Annotated in this window: 13 protein-coding genes; 9 read left to right on the forward strand and 4 right to left on the reverse strand. The window is 74.5% G+C overall.

The genetic code is table 11. The features are described from left to right. The first annotated feature begins 1 nt into the window (after position 1). The 5 genes from boxB to KDL28_RS02840 all read left to right on the forward strand — a co-directional run bounded on the left by boxB (position 2) and on the right by KDL28_RS02840 (position 6,341). Positions 2-1,414, forward strand: a complete 1,413-nt coding sequence (gene boxB, locus KDL28_RS02820) for a benzoyl-CoA 2,3-epoxidase subunit BoxB (RefSeq protein ID WP_252435586.1) — start codon at positions 2-4, stop codon at positions 1,412-1,414. A gap of 81 nt (positions 1,415-1,495) precedes the next feature. Continuing rightward, positions 1,496-2,116 carry a hypothetical protein gene (locus KDL28_RS02825; RefSeq protein WP_252435587.1) on the forward strand — a complete coding sequence of 207 codons (621 nt, stop codon included), beginning with the start codon at positions 1,496-1,498 and terminating at the stop codon, positions 2,114-2,116. 2,061 nt (positions 2,117-4,177) lie between these two features. Next, positions 4,178-5,365 carry an ATP-binding protein gene (locus KDL28_RS02830; RefSeq protein WP_252435588.1) on the forward strand — a complete coding sequence of 396 codons (1,188 nt, stop codon included), beginning with the start codon at positions 4,178-4,180 and terminating at the stop codon, positions 5,363-5,365. 115 nt (positions 5,366-5,480) lie between these two features. Further along, positions 5,481-5,999 carry a TrmH family RNA methyltransferase gene (locus tag KDL28_RS02835; protein ID WP_252435589.1) on the forward strand — a complete coding sequence of 173 codons (519 nt, stop codon included), beginning with the start codon at positions 5,481-5,483 and terminating at the stop codon, positions 5,997-5,999. Between the two features lie 84 nt (positions 6,000-6,083). After that, on the forward strand, positions 6,084-6,341 hold the full coding sequence (locus KDL28_RS02840) for a hypothetical protein (RefSeq protein WP_252435590.1): 258 nt from the start codon (positions 6,084-6,086) through the stop codon (positions 6,339-6,341). A 12-nt stretch (positions 6,342-6,353) separates the two neighbouring features. Here the strand turns inward: KDL28_RS02840 and KDL28_RS02845 are convergent, their stop codons facing one another. Then, positions 6,354-7,391, reverse strand: coding sequence for a LacI family DNA-binding transcriptional regulator (locus tag KDL28_RS02845; protein WP_252435591.1), 1,038 nt, complete (start codon positions 7,389-7,391; stop codon positions 6,354-6,356). Positions 7,392-7,417: 26 nt separating this feature from the next. After that, positions 7,418-7,615, reverse strand: a complete 198-nt coding sequence (locus tag KDL28_RS02850; protein ID WP_252435592.1) for a hypothetical protein — start codon at positions 7,613-7,615, stop codon at positions 7,418-7,420. Between the two features lie 117 nt (positions 7,616-7,732). On the opposite strand from KDL28_RS02850, the gene KDL28_RS02855 reads away from it, so the two are divergent. Continuing rightward, entirely contained in the window at positions 7,733-8,551 is an 819-nt protein-coding gene (locus KDL28_RS02855; protein WP_252435593.1) for a class I SAM-dependent methyltransferase, read from the forward strand. Here the strand turns inward: KDL28_RS02855 and KDL28_RS02860 are convergent. Continuing rightward, entirely contained in the window at positions 8,539-9,342 is an 804-nt protein-coding gene (locus tag KDL28_RS02860) for an MBL fold metallo-hydrolase (protein ID WP_252435594.1), read from the reverse strand. The genes KDL28_RS02855 and KDL28_RS02860 overlap by 13 nt on opposite strands. Positions 9,343-9,590: 248 nt before the next feature. Between KDL28_RS02860 and KDL28_RS02865 the strand changes: the two genes are divergently transcribed. Together KDL28_RS02865 and KDL28_RS02870 are read left to right on the forward strand one after the other, a co-directional pair. Beyond that, positions 9,591-10,076 carry an RNA polymerase sigma factor gene (locus KDL28_RS02865; protein WP_252435867.1) on the forward strand — a complete coding sequence of 162 codons (486 nt, stop codon included), beginning with the start codon at positions 9,591-9,593 and terminating at the stop codon, positions 10,074-10,076. Continuing rightward, on the forward strand, positions 10,073-11,341 hold the full coding sequence (locus KDL28_RS02870; protein WP_252435595.1) for a VOC family protein: 1,269 nt from the start codon (positions 10,073-10,075) through the stop codon (positions 11,339-11,341). The genes KDL28_RS02865 and KDL28_RS02870 overlap by 4 nt, the downstream gene beginning before the upstream one ends. Positions 11,342-11,345: 4 nt before the next feature. On the opposite strand, the gene KDL28_RS02875 is transcribed toward KDL28_RS02870, so the two are convergent. Continuing rightward, entirely contained in the window at positions 11,346-12,938 is a 1,593-nt protein-coding gene (locus KDL28_RS02875; protein ID WP_372496872.1) for an alpha/beta fold hydrolase, read from the reverse strand. Between the two features lie 223 nt (positions 12,939-13,161). Here KDL28_RS02875 and KDL28_RS02880 point away from each other — a divergent pair, with 223 nt between their 5' ends. Continuing rightward, entirely contained in the window at positions 13,162-14,244 is a 1,083-nt protein-coding gene (locus tag KDL28_RS02880; RefSeq protein ID WP_252435596.1) for an alpha/beta fold hydrolase, read from the forward strand. The last annotated feature ends 98 nt before the right edge of the window (positions 14,245-14,342 follow it).

A 14,342-nucleotide genomic window follows, 5' to 3' on the forward strand; every position in this document is an offset into this window, starting at 1 on the left:
CATGAGCATCGATTACTCCGAGAAGATCCCGAACAACGTCGACCTCGCCGGCGACCGCAAGCTGCAGCGGGCGCTGGAGTCCTGGCAGCCCAACTTCCTCAACTGGTGGAAGACGATGGGCCCGGCCGTGCCCACCGAGGACGTCTACCTGCGCACCGCCGTCGCGGTGGGCCGCGAGGGCTGGGCGCACTTCGGGCACGTCGCCATGGACGAGTACCGCTGGGGCGTCTTCCTGGCCGAGCGCAACCACGACCGCCGCATCGCCTTCGGCGAGCAGAAGGGCGAGCCGGTCTGGCAGCAGGTGCCCGGTGAGTACCGCGCCGACCTGCAGCGCCTGATCGTCATCCAGGGCGACACCGAACCGGCCTCGGTCGAGCAGCAGCGCCGCCTCGGGGAGACCGCCCCCTCGCTCTACGACCTGCGCAACCTGTTCCAGGTCAACGTGGAGGAGGGCCGCCACCTCTGGGCGATGGTCTACCTGCTGCACGCCTACTTCGGGCGCAACGGCCGCGACGAGGCCGAGGCGCTGCTGCAGCGCAACTCCGGCGACCTCGACAGCCCGCGCATCCTCGGCGCGTTCAACGAGGAGACCCCGGACTGGCTGTCGTTCTTCATGTTCACCTACTTCACCGACCGCGACGGGAAGTACCAGCTCGGCACGCTGAAGGAGTCGGCCTTCGACCCGCTCTCGCGCACCTGCGAGTTCATGTTGAAGGAGGAGGCCCACCACATGTTCGTGGGCACCACCGGCATCGACCGGGTGGTGGCGCGGTCGGCCGAGCTGATGCGCGAGCACGACACCGAGGAGATCGCCCCGCACGGCGGGATCCCGCTCGACGTCGTCCAGAAGTACATCAACTTCCACTACTCGGTCTCGCTCGACCTGTTCGGCTCGGAGAAGTCCACGAACGCGGCCAACTACTTCACCGCCGGGCTCAAGGGCCGCTGGCAGGAGGAGCGCCGCAAGGACGACCACGTGCTCACCGAGGACGCCGCCCACATCGACGTGGTGCGCGACAACGAGGTGACCACCGAGGAGGTCTCCGCGCTGATCGCCCTCAACCACGATCTGCGCCGCGAGTACATCGCCGACTGCCAGACCGGGCTCAAGCGCTGGAACCGGGTCCTGGAGAAGGCCGGCGTCGACCGCACGCTCTACCTGCCCCACGTCGGGTTCAACCGCGAGGTCGGGCTGTTCCGGGAGCACCGGATCACCCCGAAGGGCGATGTCGTCGGGCAGGACGCCTGGGAGGCCAAGAAGGACCAGTGGCTGCCCACCGAGGCCGACAAGACCCACGTGCGCTCGCTGATGCGCCCGGTGTACGAGCCGGGCAAGATCGCGGGCTGGATCGCGCCGCCGTCGAACGGGATCAACGACAAGCCGATCGACTACGAGTACGTCCACCTGGCCTAGTGGCCCCGGTCGACCACTAGTCAGGATTGACGGACTTCCCGGGCGGCGTAGCGGCGCGCCGTCCGGGAGCGACAGAAGGACGTGTCTGACGACCAGCTCCCCGCCCAGGACCGCCTCGCCCTCTTCGCCCTCATGGCCGCCGCGAGAGAGGTCACGAACGCGGAGTTGAAGCAGTTCGCCGGGGTCGAGCTGACCGGCGCGCCGCGCCGGCGCCTGAACGAGCTGAAGCTGGTGGACACCCGCAAGGACGGCCGCTCCTTCCGGCACGTGCTCACCGACCGCGGCTGGCGACGCTGCCAGGACGAGCTGGCCGCGCCGCGCCCGCCGCGCGCGGGCAGCTACGGTGGGGTGCTGTTCGCGCTGCTGGACGGGCTGCGCCGCTACACGGAGCGGTCCGGTCCGCGGCTGGGCGAGATCTTCCAGCCCGACGTCGAGGCGATGATCCGCGGGGCCTACCGGGCGCTGGCCGACGCCGACGCCGCCCCGGTGCGGCTCAGCGCCCTCCGGGCGCGGCTGACCGACGTCGAGGACAAGGCCGTCGACGCCGAGCTGACCCGGATGGCCGACCTGCCCGGTGTGCACCTGCGCGAGGAGGCCAACCAGCAGCTGCTCACCGACGACGACCGCCGGGCGGCCCTGCGCCTGGGCGGCCTCGACCGGCACAACCTGCAGATCGAGGCGCAGCGGATCGAGGCACCGTGACCGAGGAGGAGCTGCAGGCCCTCACCGCCGTCCAGTTCAACTCCGCCGTCACGCCGGAGGACGTGTGGAGCCCGCTGGGCCACCACGTGCCCGACCTGCACGCGAACGTCGCGGCGACGGTCACCGCCCGGCTGCGCGAGGCCCAGCGCGGGCGCAAGCCCATCGGCGTGGTCCTGGAGGGCGACCGGGGCGTCGGCAAGACCCACATGCTGCGCTGGGCGCGCCAGGAGGTGCAGCGCGACGGCGGGCACTTCTTCCTGGTCAAGTTCCTGGAGGGCGCCGAGTTCTGGCACGGCGTGCTGCACAGCGTCGTCTCCGGCTTCTACGCGGGCCAGGGCGACCAGCTCGGACCGACGCTGCAGGCGATCTGCGGGCGGATCGGGCTCGATCCCGTGCAGCGGGCCCGGATCGGCGGGATGATCCCGGTCGACCGCGAGACGGTCGACGCGTTCGTCGACCAGCTGGCCGAGATCGACCGGCAGGTGTCCTTCGAGTGCGCGGACACCGCCAGGGCGCTGGCCCTGTACCCCGCCCGCGGCGAGCCCGGGGAGGCCGGGCGCAGTTACTTCCACCTCGACGGCGCGCTGGCCGACGAGCAGCGGGCCGCGTGGGGGTTCCGGCGCGGGGCCCGGCCCCCGCAGGAGATCCTGTCCGACCTGGCCCGCCTGCTGGCGCTGACCGGGCCCACCGTCCTCGCGGTCGACCAGCTCGACGCGCTGATGGCCCAGTCGCAGCCCGACGGGCAGGACGCCCCGCTCGGGCTGCTCAACCAGGTGGCCAACGGGCTGATGGAGCTGCGGGAGCTGATGCCGCGCACGCTCACCCTCGTCGCCTGCATCCCGGACACCTGGCGCCGGATCAGGACCCGGGCGATCGCCCCGGCGACCGACCGCTTCACCGCCGTGCAGATGAAGGGCGCGATGCCCGGCGCCGAGGTGGCCGAGCTGCTCGTGGCCGAGCACCTGACCGGCCTCTACGGCGACGCCGGCTACACCCCGCCCTACCCGACGTGGCCGGTCCGCGCCGAGGCCTTCAGCGGCCCCGACGTCCGCCACTACACGCCGCGACGCCTGCTGGTCGAGGTGGGCGAGCACATCCGGGCCTGCCTGGAGTCGGGCGAGCTGGACGAGCTGCGGACGTTCGGCGGGTCCGTGGTCCCGCCACCGCCACCTCCGCCCGACGACACCGCGCTCGCCGGGCTCGACCGCCGGTTCGCCGAGTACCGCGCCGCGGCCGACGTGCACGCGCCGCTGGCTCCCGAGACCGAGGACAAGCTGATGCCCCGGCTGCTCGGGGCCGGGCTGCGGGCGTTCGCCTACGAGTTCGGCGAGCCGGGCCGGTCGGTGCTGGCCCTCGACCCGCAACCGGGCGCCAAGCCCGCGCTGCACGCCCGGCTGCGGCTCACCCTCGACGACCGCACCGAGGACGAGGTGCACTGGGGGTTCCGGGCCATCGCCGCCGAGCACCCCACCGCCGTGCTCAGCCGGCTGCGCTCGGCGCGCACCGAGGCGGGCCTGCGCGCCGGAGGCGAGAAGCGCAACCTCGTGCTGCTGCGCAACAAGCAGCTCTCCGGCGGCCCGAAGACCACCGAGGCCGTCAACGCGTTCGTGGCCGACGGCGGCTCCATCGCCCCGGTGACCGACGACGACATCCGCACCTTCGCCGCGCTGGAGCGGATGCTCGACCGCTACGACCCGGCGCTGCTGCAGTGGCTGGCCACCCGGCGCCCGGCGTCGCGGACCGCGCTGTTCGCCCGGGTGCTGCCGGCCGCGACGATCCAGGCGCTGCTGCCCGGCCGAGTGGTCGACCCGGCACCTGAGCCCGACCCCGAGCCCCCTGCCGCCGACGACGGGGGCGCCCTCGTCGTCGACGACGGGGTCGGCGACGACCCGCAACCCCGACCCCCGCGCACCCACGACCGCCCCCACGGCCGCCCACGCGGGGGCCGCCCCCGGCGCCGACGACGGGGTCGTCGACGACCCGCATCCCGGACCCGCGCTCACCGACGACCGCCCGCACGTCCCGACCGGTCGCAGCGAGCACTCCGGCCGGCCGGTCTCGGTGCCGCTGGAGACCCTGCGCAAGCACACCGTCGTCTTCGCCGGCTCCGGCTCGGGCAAGACCGTGCTGCTGCGCCGCCTGATCGAGGAGTGTGCGCTGCACGGCGTCTCCTCGATCGTCCTCGACCCGAACAACGACCTGGCCCGGCTGGGCGACGCCTGGCCGCAGCCGCCGTCGGGCTGGGGGCCCGGCGACGCCGACCGGGCCAAGGACTACCTGGCAGGCACCGAGGTCGTGGTGTGGACCCCGCGCAAGGAGCGGGGCCGACCGCTGGTGCTGCGCCCGCTGCCGGCGTTCGCCGACGTCCTCGACGACGACGAGGAGCTCGAGCTGGCGGTCGAGGCCGCGGTGGCCGGGCTGCTGCCGCGGGTGAAGCTGACCGCGGCCAAGGCCGCGATCGGGACCGCGGTGCTCAAGCAGGCCCTGGGGTACTTCGCCCAGGGCGGCGGGACCGAGCTGGACGACTTCGTGGCGATGCTGGCGGCCCTGCCCGAGGGCGTCCGGGGGCTGGAGAACATCCCGACCGCGCGGAAGCTGGCCGCCCAGATGTCGGAGAACCTGGCCGCGGCCATGCTCGTCGACCCGCTGTTCGGCGGGGCCGGGGCGCCGCTGGACCCCGGCGTGCTGCTCACCCCGTCCGACGGCCACCGGGCGCGCGTGTCGGTGATCAGCTTCACCGGGCTGCCCGCGGACGCGCAGCGCCAGACCTTCGTCAACCAGCTGCAGATGGCCCTGTTCGCCTGGATCAAGAAGAACCCGGCAGGCGACCGGCCGCTGGGCGGGCTGCTGGTGATGGACGAGGCGCAGGACTTCGCGCCCTCCGGGGCGGCGACGGCGTGCACCGAGAGCACGCTGCAGCTCTCCGCGCAGGCCCGCAAGTACGGGCTCGGGCTGATGTTCGCCACCCAGGCGCCGAAGGGGCTGCACAACCGCATCCCCGGCAACGCCACCACCCAGTTCTTCGGGCTGCTCAACTCCGGCGTGCAGATCGGCGCGGCCACCGAGCTGGCCCGGCGCAAGGGCGGGCGGGTCGACGACATCGCCCGGCTCGGGTCGGGCACGTTCTACGCGGCGAGCGAGGGCGTCGGGTTCGAGAAGGTGCGGATGCCGATGTGCCTGAGCCACCACCCGTCCAGCGCGCTCACCCAGGAGGAGGTGCTGCGCAGGGCGCGCGGCGAGGAGGGCTGAACCCGCACCGCGGGCGGTACCGTGGGGGACTCCGAACCCTCGTCGATGGTCCCGGCGCACCGCGAAGCGCCGCACGGATGATGCCGCTCCCGAAGGGACGACCCTCCCCCGGCCGATGACCGGCCACCCCCACGTCCGCAGCCGGACCGAGCTGCGCCGCCAGCGCCGCCAGCGCACCCACACCTGCTGGGACCACCTGTTCATCGCGCCGCTGTGGCCGATGCACGAGGCCAACCTGGGCACGCTGCTGCGCACCTGCGACGCGGTCGGGGCCTGCCTCGTCGTCCCGCGCGGGCGGCGCTGGGACGAGCCGCTGGCCCGCGGCGACACGCTGCGCATGCGGTCGTGCGTGCACCGGGCGGCCGACCCGCTCAGCTGGCTGGCCCACCAGCGGGGCCTGGGCACCCGCGTCCTCGCCGTCGAGCTGGCCGAGGGGGCCGTGCGGTTGGGCGACCTGCCCGCGGCGCGCGAGCGGACGGTCGTGCTGCTCGGGCACGAGCGCGACGGCGTGCCCGACGAGGCGATGGCCATGGCCGACCTGGCGGTGGAGATCCCGATGGTCGGCACCGGGCTCAGCCTCAACGTGGCCGTCGCCGGGTCGCTGGTCGCCTACCGGCTGGCCGGGATGCTGTGACCACCGCACCCGTGACCGTATCTGCGGCCACTGCCCGCGCCTCTGCTCCGTGTCGGGGTCGAGCGAGCAGGAGGGTGCCACCCGATGATCCCCAACCCGTACCCCGCGGGCCCGCGGCTGCGCGGCGACGCCCGCGAGTCCACCGCGCACGAGCGGTCGCAGGCGCGGGCCGCGGCGCTGCACGCCCGGCGCCTGCACCCCGGCCCGGTCGGCGAGGTGCTGCAGCGCGAGCTGACCGCCTACGCCGACTTCGGCTACCGGTTCGACACCGACCGCCTCGTGCCGCGGCTGGTGGCCGAGATCCTGGCGACCCCGCCGCCGGTGTCGCTGGAGGCCTGCTGAGACCGGTCGGCCTCAGGCAGGCGGCGGCGCCGTGCTCTCCCGGACGACGAGCTCGGTGGGCAGCTCCAGGCGGCGCACCACCGGCTCCTCCCCCGCCCGGTGCCGGGCCACGGCGGCGGCCAGCTCGGCGGCGGCCAGCCTGCCCTTCTCCGCGGCGTCCTGGTGCACCGTGGTCAGCGCCGGGCGCATCCGCCGGGCCAGCGGGGTGTCGTCGAAGCCGACCACCGACAGGTCGGCGGGCACCCGCAGCCCCGCGTCCTCGGCCACCCGCACCACCGCGGCGGCGAGCGCGTCGGAGAAGCACAGGACGGCCGTCGGCCGGTCGGGGCCGTCGAGGAGGTCGCGCAGGGCCTCGGCGCCCGCCTCCGGGCTGTCGTACTCCGAACGCCGCACGACCGGCTCGATCCCGGCCGGTTCGAGCACGTCCAGCCAGCCGCGCATCCGCTGCCGGGCGACCATGTAGTCGCTGGGGGCCTCCCTCGGGTCGGGCGCATCGCGCCCGACGGTGACCAGGGCGACCCGCCGGTGGCCGAGGTCCACGACGTGGCGGGCGGCGGCCGCGGCCGCCGCCCGGTCGTCGACGTTGATCGAGGTGTGGTCGCGTTCGGGCTGCTGGTCCACGAACACCAGCGGCAGCCTGCGCTTGCGCAGCCAGTCGACGCCGTCGACGCCGGGGCGGCAGGAGTAGGCGATGGCGCCGTCCATGGCGACGTCCCTGGCCGGGATGACGCCGCCCGCCCGGCCGCTGGGCAGCAGCGTGAGCGCCAGGCCCGCGCGGGCCAGCTCCCCGGTGATCGCGGCCAGGAAGGCGATCGTGTACTCGTCGTAGAAGGCGTGCTGCGGGGACTCGGTGAGCAGGATGCCCACCGTGCCGGTGGCCCCGCGGGCCAGCGTCCTGGCGGCCGGGTCGGGGCCCACGTAGCCCAGCTCCGCGGCGACGGCGAGGATGCGCTCGCGCAGCGCCGCGGAGAGCTGGTCGGGTCGGGAGAACGCGTTCGACACGGTCATCGCGCTGACCCCGACCCGGTCGGCCACGGTCTTCAGCGTCACCCTCGGCACGGTGCCGAGGGTAGGAGTCAGCGGACCGGGCTGCACTCGGGCCGGGGCTCCACGGCGTGGGCCACGCGCTGCAGCGCGGCGGCGGTGATCGAGCGGGCGCGCCGGACGGGGCGGAACGCCCGCGGTGGGCGGTCCGGCTCCGCGGGCGCGGTCGGGTCGAACTGGCGACGGACGGCGTCGGCGGCGAGGTGGGCGGCGATCGGCAGTTCGTACACGGTGGGTCTCCTTCTTTAGCGCTCCAGTTCTTTAGCGCTACAGTACGACAGCCCTCTATAGCGGTCAAGAGGCTTCTGGCGGAGGATGCTCGCCACACACCGGAACGGGGGACGGCGATGGAACGCGCGAAGGTCACGCTGAGCGGACCGCAGGAGACGATGCTGGCCACGCTCTGCGGGAAGGCCCGCGACGCGCGCGCCACCCGCCCGATCCTGGGCGACCGGTGGGCCGCCCAGGTGCTCGACCAGGTCGACTACGACCTGGCCAAGACCGGGATGAACCCCACCAGCGCCGCGGGGGTCGCGCTGCGCTCGCGCTGGTTCGACCGCTGGACCGCCGAGTTCCTCGCCGCCCACCCGCGGGCCACGGTGCTGCACCTGGCCTGCGGCCTCGACGCGCGGTCGCTGCGGGTCGCGCACGGGCCGTCGGTCCGCTGGGTCGACGTCGACCTGCCCGACGTCGTCGCGCTGCGCGAACGGCTGCTGCCCCGCCCCGACGGCGACTACGCCCTGGTGGCCGCGTCCGTCCTCGACGAGGACTGGCTGGCCGAGGTGCCGGCCGACCGCCCGACGGTCGCCGTGGCCGAGGGCCTGACCATGTACCTGCGCGAGCCCGACGTCCGGCGGCTGGTGGAGCGGATCACCGGCCGGTTCCCCGGCGGCCAGCTGCTCTTCGACGTCTACGGCACCATCGGCATCCGCCTGCAGCGCCGCGTCACGGCCGTGCGGACGTCCGGCTCGCGGCTGCACTGGGGCCTCGACGACCCGCGCGCCCCGCTGGCCTGGCACCCCGGGCTGCGGCTGCTCGACGACGTGCGCTCGGTCGCCATGCCCGGTGTCGAGGAGTTCCCCCGGCTCGGGCGGCTGCAGATGGGTCTGCTGGCGCGCATCCCGAAGCTGCGCGACGTCGGCCGGGTCCTGCGCTACGCGTTCTGAGCGGCGCGCGCCGCCAGCTCGACGGTGTCGCCGTGGTTGACGACCCGCAACCGGCCCCCGAGCCCGCGCCCGCGCATCTCGGTGACGAACGCCGACAGCGGGCTGTGGAACACGCCGTAGTCGTCGAAGTGCACCGGGATGACGGAGCCGGGTCCGATCAGCTCCACCAGGTCGCCGCCCTGGCGGCCGTCCATGGTGACCAGCAGGCCCAGCACCCGCGTCCCGCCCAGGTGGGTGATCATCACGTCGACGTCGGGGAAGCGGTCGCGGATCCCGCGCAGCTCCGGGACGTTCAGCGTGTCGCCGGTGACGTAGGCGCGCAGCACCCGCCGGCCGTCGCGCTCGAGGTCGAGGACGCTGCCCATCACCGGCGGCAGCAGCCTGTGCACCCCGATGGGGCCGTGGCGCCCGGGCACCGAGGTCACCCGCAGCACCTCGGAGCCGCGGCGCAGCTCGTGCTGCTGCCAGGTGTGCAGGCCGACCGGGTGGAAGCCCCACCGGTCGAGCCGGCGCGCGGCGTGCGTGGTGGTCAGCACGGGTGGCTCGCGGGGCAGATCGCGCTTGGCCAGCCGGTCGAAGTGGTCGCCGTGCAGGTGCGAGAGCAGCACCGCGTCCAGGTCCGGCAGCTCCGCGATGGTCATCGCGGGCTCGGTGCGGCGCTTGGAGTTCAGCCCGTAGCCCAGGTGCACCCGCTGCCCCCTGCGCACGAAGTTGGGGTCGGTGAGCAGCGTGAACCCGCCCAGCCGCAGCACGGTCGTGGCGGTGCCGATGAAGGTCAGCGAAGCATCCATGCCCACCGGACTACCCCGCCGGCAGGGGCGCCACCATCCGGCCGCTGGGCCGTCCGGATGACGCGGGGTGGGCGGGGCGGCGGAGTGGCGCCATGGCCGACGAGCCGCGCGAGGTCGACCGGTTCGGCGGCGCCGGGCGGAAACCCTGACCGTTCGTCCATCCAGGTGATGCAGCGTCGGAGTCCACGCGGCCCGAGCGATGGAGGGACGTGGAACGGAAGGTCCGGGCGGACACCGGCGCGGCGCTCATGGCGCTCTACGACGACGCGCTGCCCCAGGTCTACGGCTACCTGCTGGCCCGCTGCGGGCGGCGGGCGCTGGCCGAGGACCTGACCGCCGAGACGTTCCTCGCCGCGGTGGCCGCGTGCCGGCGCACTCCCCCGCCCGTCCCCAGCACGGGATGGCTGGTCGGGATCGCCCGGCACAAGCTCGTCGACCACTGGCGGGCCGCCGAGCGGGAGCGGCGCGGGCTGCGCGCGATCGAGTCCGAACCGGACCCGCCCGACGACCCGTGGGACGAACGGCTCGACGCGCTGCTCGCCCGCCAGGTCCTCGACGACCAGAGCGGCACCCACCGGGCCGCGCTGACCCTGCGCTACCTCGACGGGCTGCCGGTCCCCGAGGTCGCCAGGGCGCTGGGTCGCACCGTGGGCGCGACCGAGGCGCTGCTCGTGCGGGCCAGGGCCGCGTTCCGCCGCAGCTACACCGCACTGGGAGAAGGAGGGGGCCGATGACCGGACCGACCGATCCGCTGCACGCCCTCCGCGCCCCGGTCGCACCGGTGGACCCCGACCCGGGGTTCGCCGCCGCCCTGCGCGCCCGGATCGAGCGGGCGCTCCTCGCACCGGAAGGAACCGCCATGACCGCGAGCACGACCGAACGACCGACCACCCCCGCGGGGGTCCGGCCGCACGCCCTGACCCCCTACCTCGCCGTCACCGACGCCGCGCGGACCATCGAGTTCTACGTCGCGGCCTTCGGTGCCGTGCGGCTCGACGAGCCGATCGTCATGCCCGACGGCCGCATCGGGCACGCCGAGCTCGCCGTCGGCGACTCGGTGCTGATGCTGGCCGACGAGTTCCCCGAGATCGGCCTGGCCGCCCCCACGACCCGCGGCGGGGCGAGCCAGTCGCTGCGGCTGGAGGTGGCCGACCCGGACGCCGTCGTGGCCGCCGCCGTCGCCGCGGGCGCCATCCTGGACCGGCCCGTCACCGACGCGCCCCACGGGCGCGGCGGCGTCGTGCTCGACCCGGCCGGGCACCGCTGGATGATCTCCCGGTCGGCGCCGACCGGGCCGCGGGCCGGCGACCTGGGCTACGCCTCGCTGTGGACCCCCGACGTCGAGGCCGCCGAGCGCTTCTACACCGCAGTGCTCGGTTGGACCGCGACCGGCGTGCGCGGGGGGCGCGGGCGCCGGATCGAGGGCCTCGCGACTCACCTCGGGATGTGGGGCGGCCGGCCGCGGCCCACGCTGATGCCGTGCTGGGCGGTGCCCGACGCCGACGACGCCGCCGCGCTGGTGCGGGCCGCCGGCGGCACGACCGACGAGCCCGTCGACGAGCCCTACGGCCGGGTCGTCGAGTGCGCCGACGACCAGGGCCAGCCGTTCGCCCTGTTCACCCCGCCCGGCGGCCCCGGCGCGGGTCCGCCCGCGCCGCGCGGGCCGGGCGACCTGACCTACTACGAGCTGCGCAGCCCCGACCCGACCCGCAGCCGGGCGTTCTACTCGACGGTGCTGGGCTGGCGGTTCCACCCGGGCACCGACGCCGGGTACTGGCACCCGCTCGTCGACGGCGGGTGGCCCGCGCCGTCCTGCGGGTTGGTGCGGGGCGAGACGACGGTCGTCGTGCCGTGGTTCCGGGTGACCGACGCCGCCGCGGCGGCGGCCGCGGTGCGCGCGGCCGGTGGCACCGCCACCGCGCCCGCACCGGGCCGGGAGGGCCTGGTCGCCGAGTGCGTCGACGACCAGGGCGCCCCGTTCTGCCTGGTCCAGCTGTGAGCCGCTAGCGGACGGCGCTGCTCAGGCGCTCGGCCACGCCGGCGCCGGTGCTCGCCCCGGACGCGTCGGCGCCCTCGGCGCCCGCGGTCGGGTCGGGCTGGGGCAGCGGCTCGCACTGGACGTCGGAGCCGTCGCCCGACACCCGCTCGGGCAACTCGCCGGTCGCCAGGTAGGCGGCGACCTTGTCGTCGGTGCAGGCCACCCCGGACAGCGACGACGAGTGCGTGGCGCCGCCGACGCCCTCGATCAGCGCCGAGTTCGGGAACAGCTCGCGGGCGTGCAGCGCACCGTTGAACGGCGTGGCGCCGTCGAAGGTCTCGCTGATCAGCAGCACGCTCTCGACGTCGGAGCCGTCGACCTCGACGGGCTCGCCCGCCTCGGCCGGCCAGAACGCGCAGGGGGCGTTGAACCAGGCGTTGGCCCAGGTCTCGAACGGCGCTTCGGCGTCGACGCGGGTGTTGTCCTCGCGCCAGACGTCCCAGTCGGTCGGCCACTGCGCGTCGGTGCACTGCACCGCCAGGTAGACGGCGTAGCCGTTGTCGTCGGTCGTCGACGTCGAGCCGTCGTAGGCGTCCTTGAGCGCCGCGGCGTCCTTGTCGTTGACCCACGCGGCGAACGCGTCGGCGACACCCGGCCAGGCCAGCACGTTGTAGCCGGCGCCGAGGAACAGGTCGTTCCACTCCGACGGGCCGATCGGCCCGGCCGGCGTGACGCGCAGCTCGTCCTGGGTGCTGTAGTACAGCGCCTCGACCTCCTCGCCCGTCGTGCCCAGGCCGTAGACCGAGTCGAACTCCGCGACCCAGTCGAAGAACTCGCCGATGTTGCGCTCGAAGGCGACGTCCTGGTTGAGGTTGGCCTCGTACCAGACGTCGCGGACGTCGACGACGCCGTCGAGGACCATCCGCCGGACCTTGTCCGGGAACAGGGTGCCGTAGACCTGGCCGAGGTAGGTGCCGTAGGAGAAGCCGTAGAAGTTGATCTGCTCGGCGCCCAGCGCCTTGCGGATGCTGTCCATGTCGGTGACGGCGTCGACCGTGGTCATGTGGTCGAGCAGCTCGCCGCCGTTGGCCGCGCAGGCCTGCGCGTACGACTCGGCCCGGGCCAGCCACTCGGCCTCCTGGCCGCCCTCGGGCTGGTAGTCGGGCCGGTTGTAGCCGGCGTAGTCGGGGATGCAGCTCAGCGCGGGCACGCTGGAGCCGACGCCGCGCGGGTCGAAGCCGATCCAGTCGTAGGCGTCCCCGGCGCCGTCGGGCACCGCGGAGCCCAGCCGGGCCAGCCCCAGCCCGGAACCGCCCGGACCGCCGGGGTTGACCAGCATGACGCCCTGGTACTCGTCGGCGGGGACAGTGGCCTTGATCCGCGAGACGGCCAGCTTGATCGTGGTGCCGGTCGGGTCGTCGTAGTCGAGGGGGACCTCGACGAAGCCGCACTCGGCGCCGGCCGCGGCCAGTCCCGCGCTCGTGCACGACGCCCACACGACGGGGGCGGGCTGGAAGTCGGGCGGCGTCGGCTCGTCGGCGATGGCGGTGGCCGGGGCGACGAAGGCGCCGGCGAGCACCAGCGCGGCCGTCGACAACACCGTCGGGATTCTGCGCACTGCTCTCCCTCGTTAGGGACCTCCGGCCGCGGGTGGGCCGGGAGGGGCAAGCTACCGGTGGATCGGGATCGATCGGCAAGAGCGTGCCACCCCACCCCGGACGAGGGAACACGGGAGAGGTAAGCGGTCACCCCCCGTAGCCGCACGGACCGTCGCGGTGATCTTCTCGAGGTGGGTGTCCACCACTTGACCAGCGGGTTCGGCCACCAGGAGCATTCCGCCCATGACGACTTCCGGGCCCGCCGCGACCGACCGCCCACCGCTGCCGCCGGGTGTGCGCGAGGGCACCGTCGTGCTCGACCGCATCCAGCTGCACTACCTGGAGACCGGGCCCGAGGACGGCGATCCCGTCGTGCTCGTGCACGGCAACCTCTCGACCTCCCGGTTCTGGGAGCACCTCATGCCCGCCCTGGCCGAGCGGCACCGGGTGATCGCCCCGGACATGCGCGGGTTCGGCGACTCGCAGGCCGTCCCGCTCGACGCCACCGGCGGCCTGCGCGACTGGGCCGAGGACATCCGCACCGTGCTGGAGTGGCTCGACGTCACCCGCCCTCCGCACCTGGTCGGGTGGTCGACCGGTGGCGCGGCCATCGCCCACTACGCGATGGCGCACCCGGTGGCGTCGCTGGCGTTCGTCGACCCGGTCTCGCCCTACGGCTACGGCGGCACCCACCCCGACGGGCGCCCCTGCTTCGACGACTTCGCCGGATCCGGCGGCGGCGGGATCAACCCCGCGGTCGTCGAGGCGATCGAGGCCGGCGACACCTCGGCGGACAACCCGTTCGCGCCACGCAGCATGTTCCGCACCTTCTACGTGGCCCCGTCCTACACCGAGCGCCCCGAGCGCGAGGACCTGCTGGTCGCCGAGATCCTCAAGACCTCGACCGGCCCGGACAACTACCCCGGCGACTCCGCGGCCTCGCCGAACTGGCCCGGCTTCGCCCCCGGCGAGCGTGGCATCCTCAACGCCCTGTCGCCGAAGTACTGCAACTGGACCGGCATCCTCGACCTCGACCCCAAGCCGCCGGTGCTGTGGACGCACGGCGCCGCCGACCTGGTCATCGCCGACGGCTCCCCGCTGGAGGCCGGCGTGCTCGGCGCGGCGGGCCAGATCCCCGGCTGGCCCGGCGCGGCCGTCTACCCGCAGCAGCCGATGGTCAGCCAGATCCGCGAGGTGCTGGGCCGCTACCGGGCCGCGGGCGGGTCGGTGCGCTCGGAGATGTTCCCCGAGTCGGGCCACGCCCCGTTCCTGGACGCGGCCGACAAGTGGCTCGAGGTCTACCAGGACTTCCTGTCCCGGTCGTAAGCGCTCACCACGGGCCGGGGCCCGCGCGGTCGAAGAACCCGCTGGTGGGGTCGCTGACCTACTCGGCCGCGGCGGCCACCGACGCGCCGTCGGTCACG

The sequence above is a fragment of the Pseudonocardia humida genome, assembly GCF_023898865.1.
GTDB lineage: Bacteria > Actinomycetota > Actinomycetes > Mycobacteriales > Pseudonocardiaceae > Pseudonocardia > Pseudonocardia humida.

Coding starts and splice junctions, on each gene's coding strand:
- KDL28_RS02860 (WP_252435594.1), bottom strand. CDS start 9,342: ATGGATGCTTCGCTGACCTTCATCGGCACCGCCACGACCGTGCTGCGG.
- KDL28_RS02835 (WP_252435589.1), top strand. CDS start 5,481: ATGACCGGCCACCCCCACGTCCGCAGCCGGACCGAGCTGCGCCGCCAG.
- KDL28_RS02870 (WP_252435595.1), top strand. CDS start 10,073: ATGACCGGACCGACCGATCCGCTGCACGCCCTCCGCGCCCCGGTCGCA.
- boxB (WP_252435586.1), top strand. CDS start 2: ATGAGCATCGATTACTCCGAGAAGATCCCGAACAACGTCGACCTCGCC.
- KDL28_RS02855 (WP_252435593.1), top strand. CDS start 7,733: ATGGAACGCGCGAAGGTCACGCTGAGCGGACCGCAGGAGACGATGCTG.
- KDL28_RS02880 (WP_252435596.1), top strand. CDS start 13,162: ATGACGACTTCCGGGCCCGCCGCGACCGACCGCCCACCGCTGCCGCCG.
- KDL28_RS02865 (WP_252435867.1), top strand. CDS start 9,591: ATGGCGCTCTACGACGACGCGCTGCCCCAGGTCTACGGCTACCTGCTG.
- KDL28_RS02840 (WP_252435590.1), top strand. CDS start 6,084: ATGATCCCCAACCCGTACCCCGCGGGCCCGCGGCTGCGCGGCGACGCC.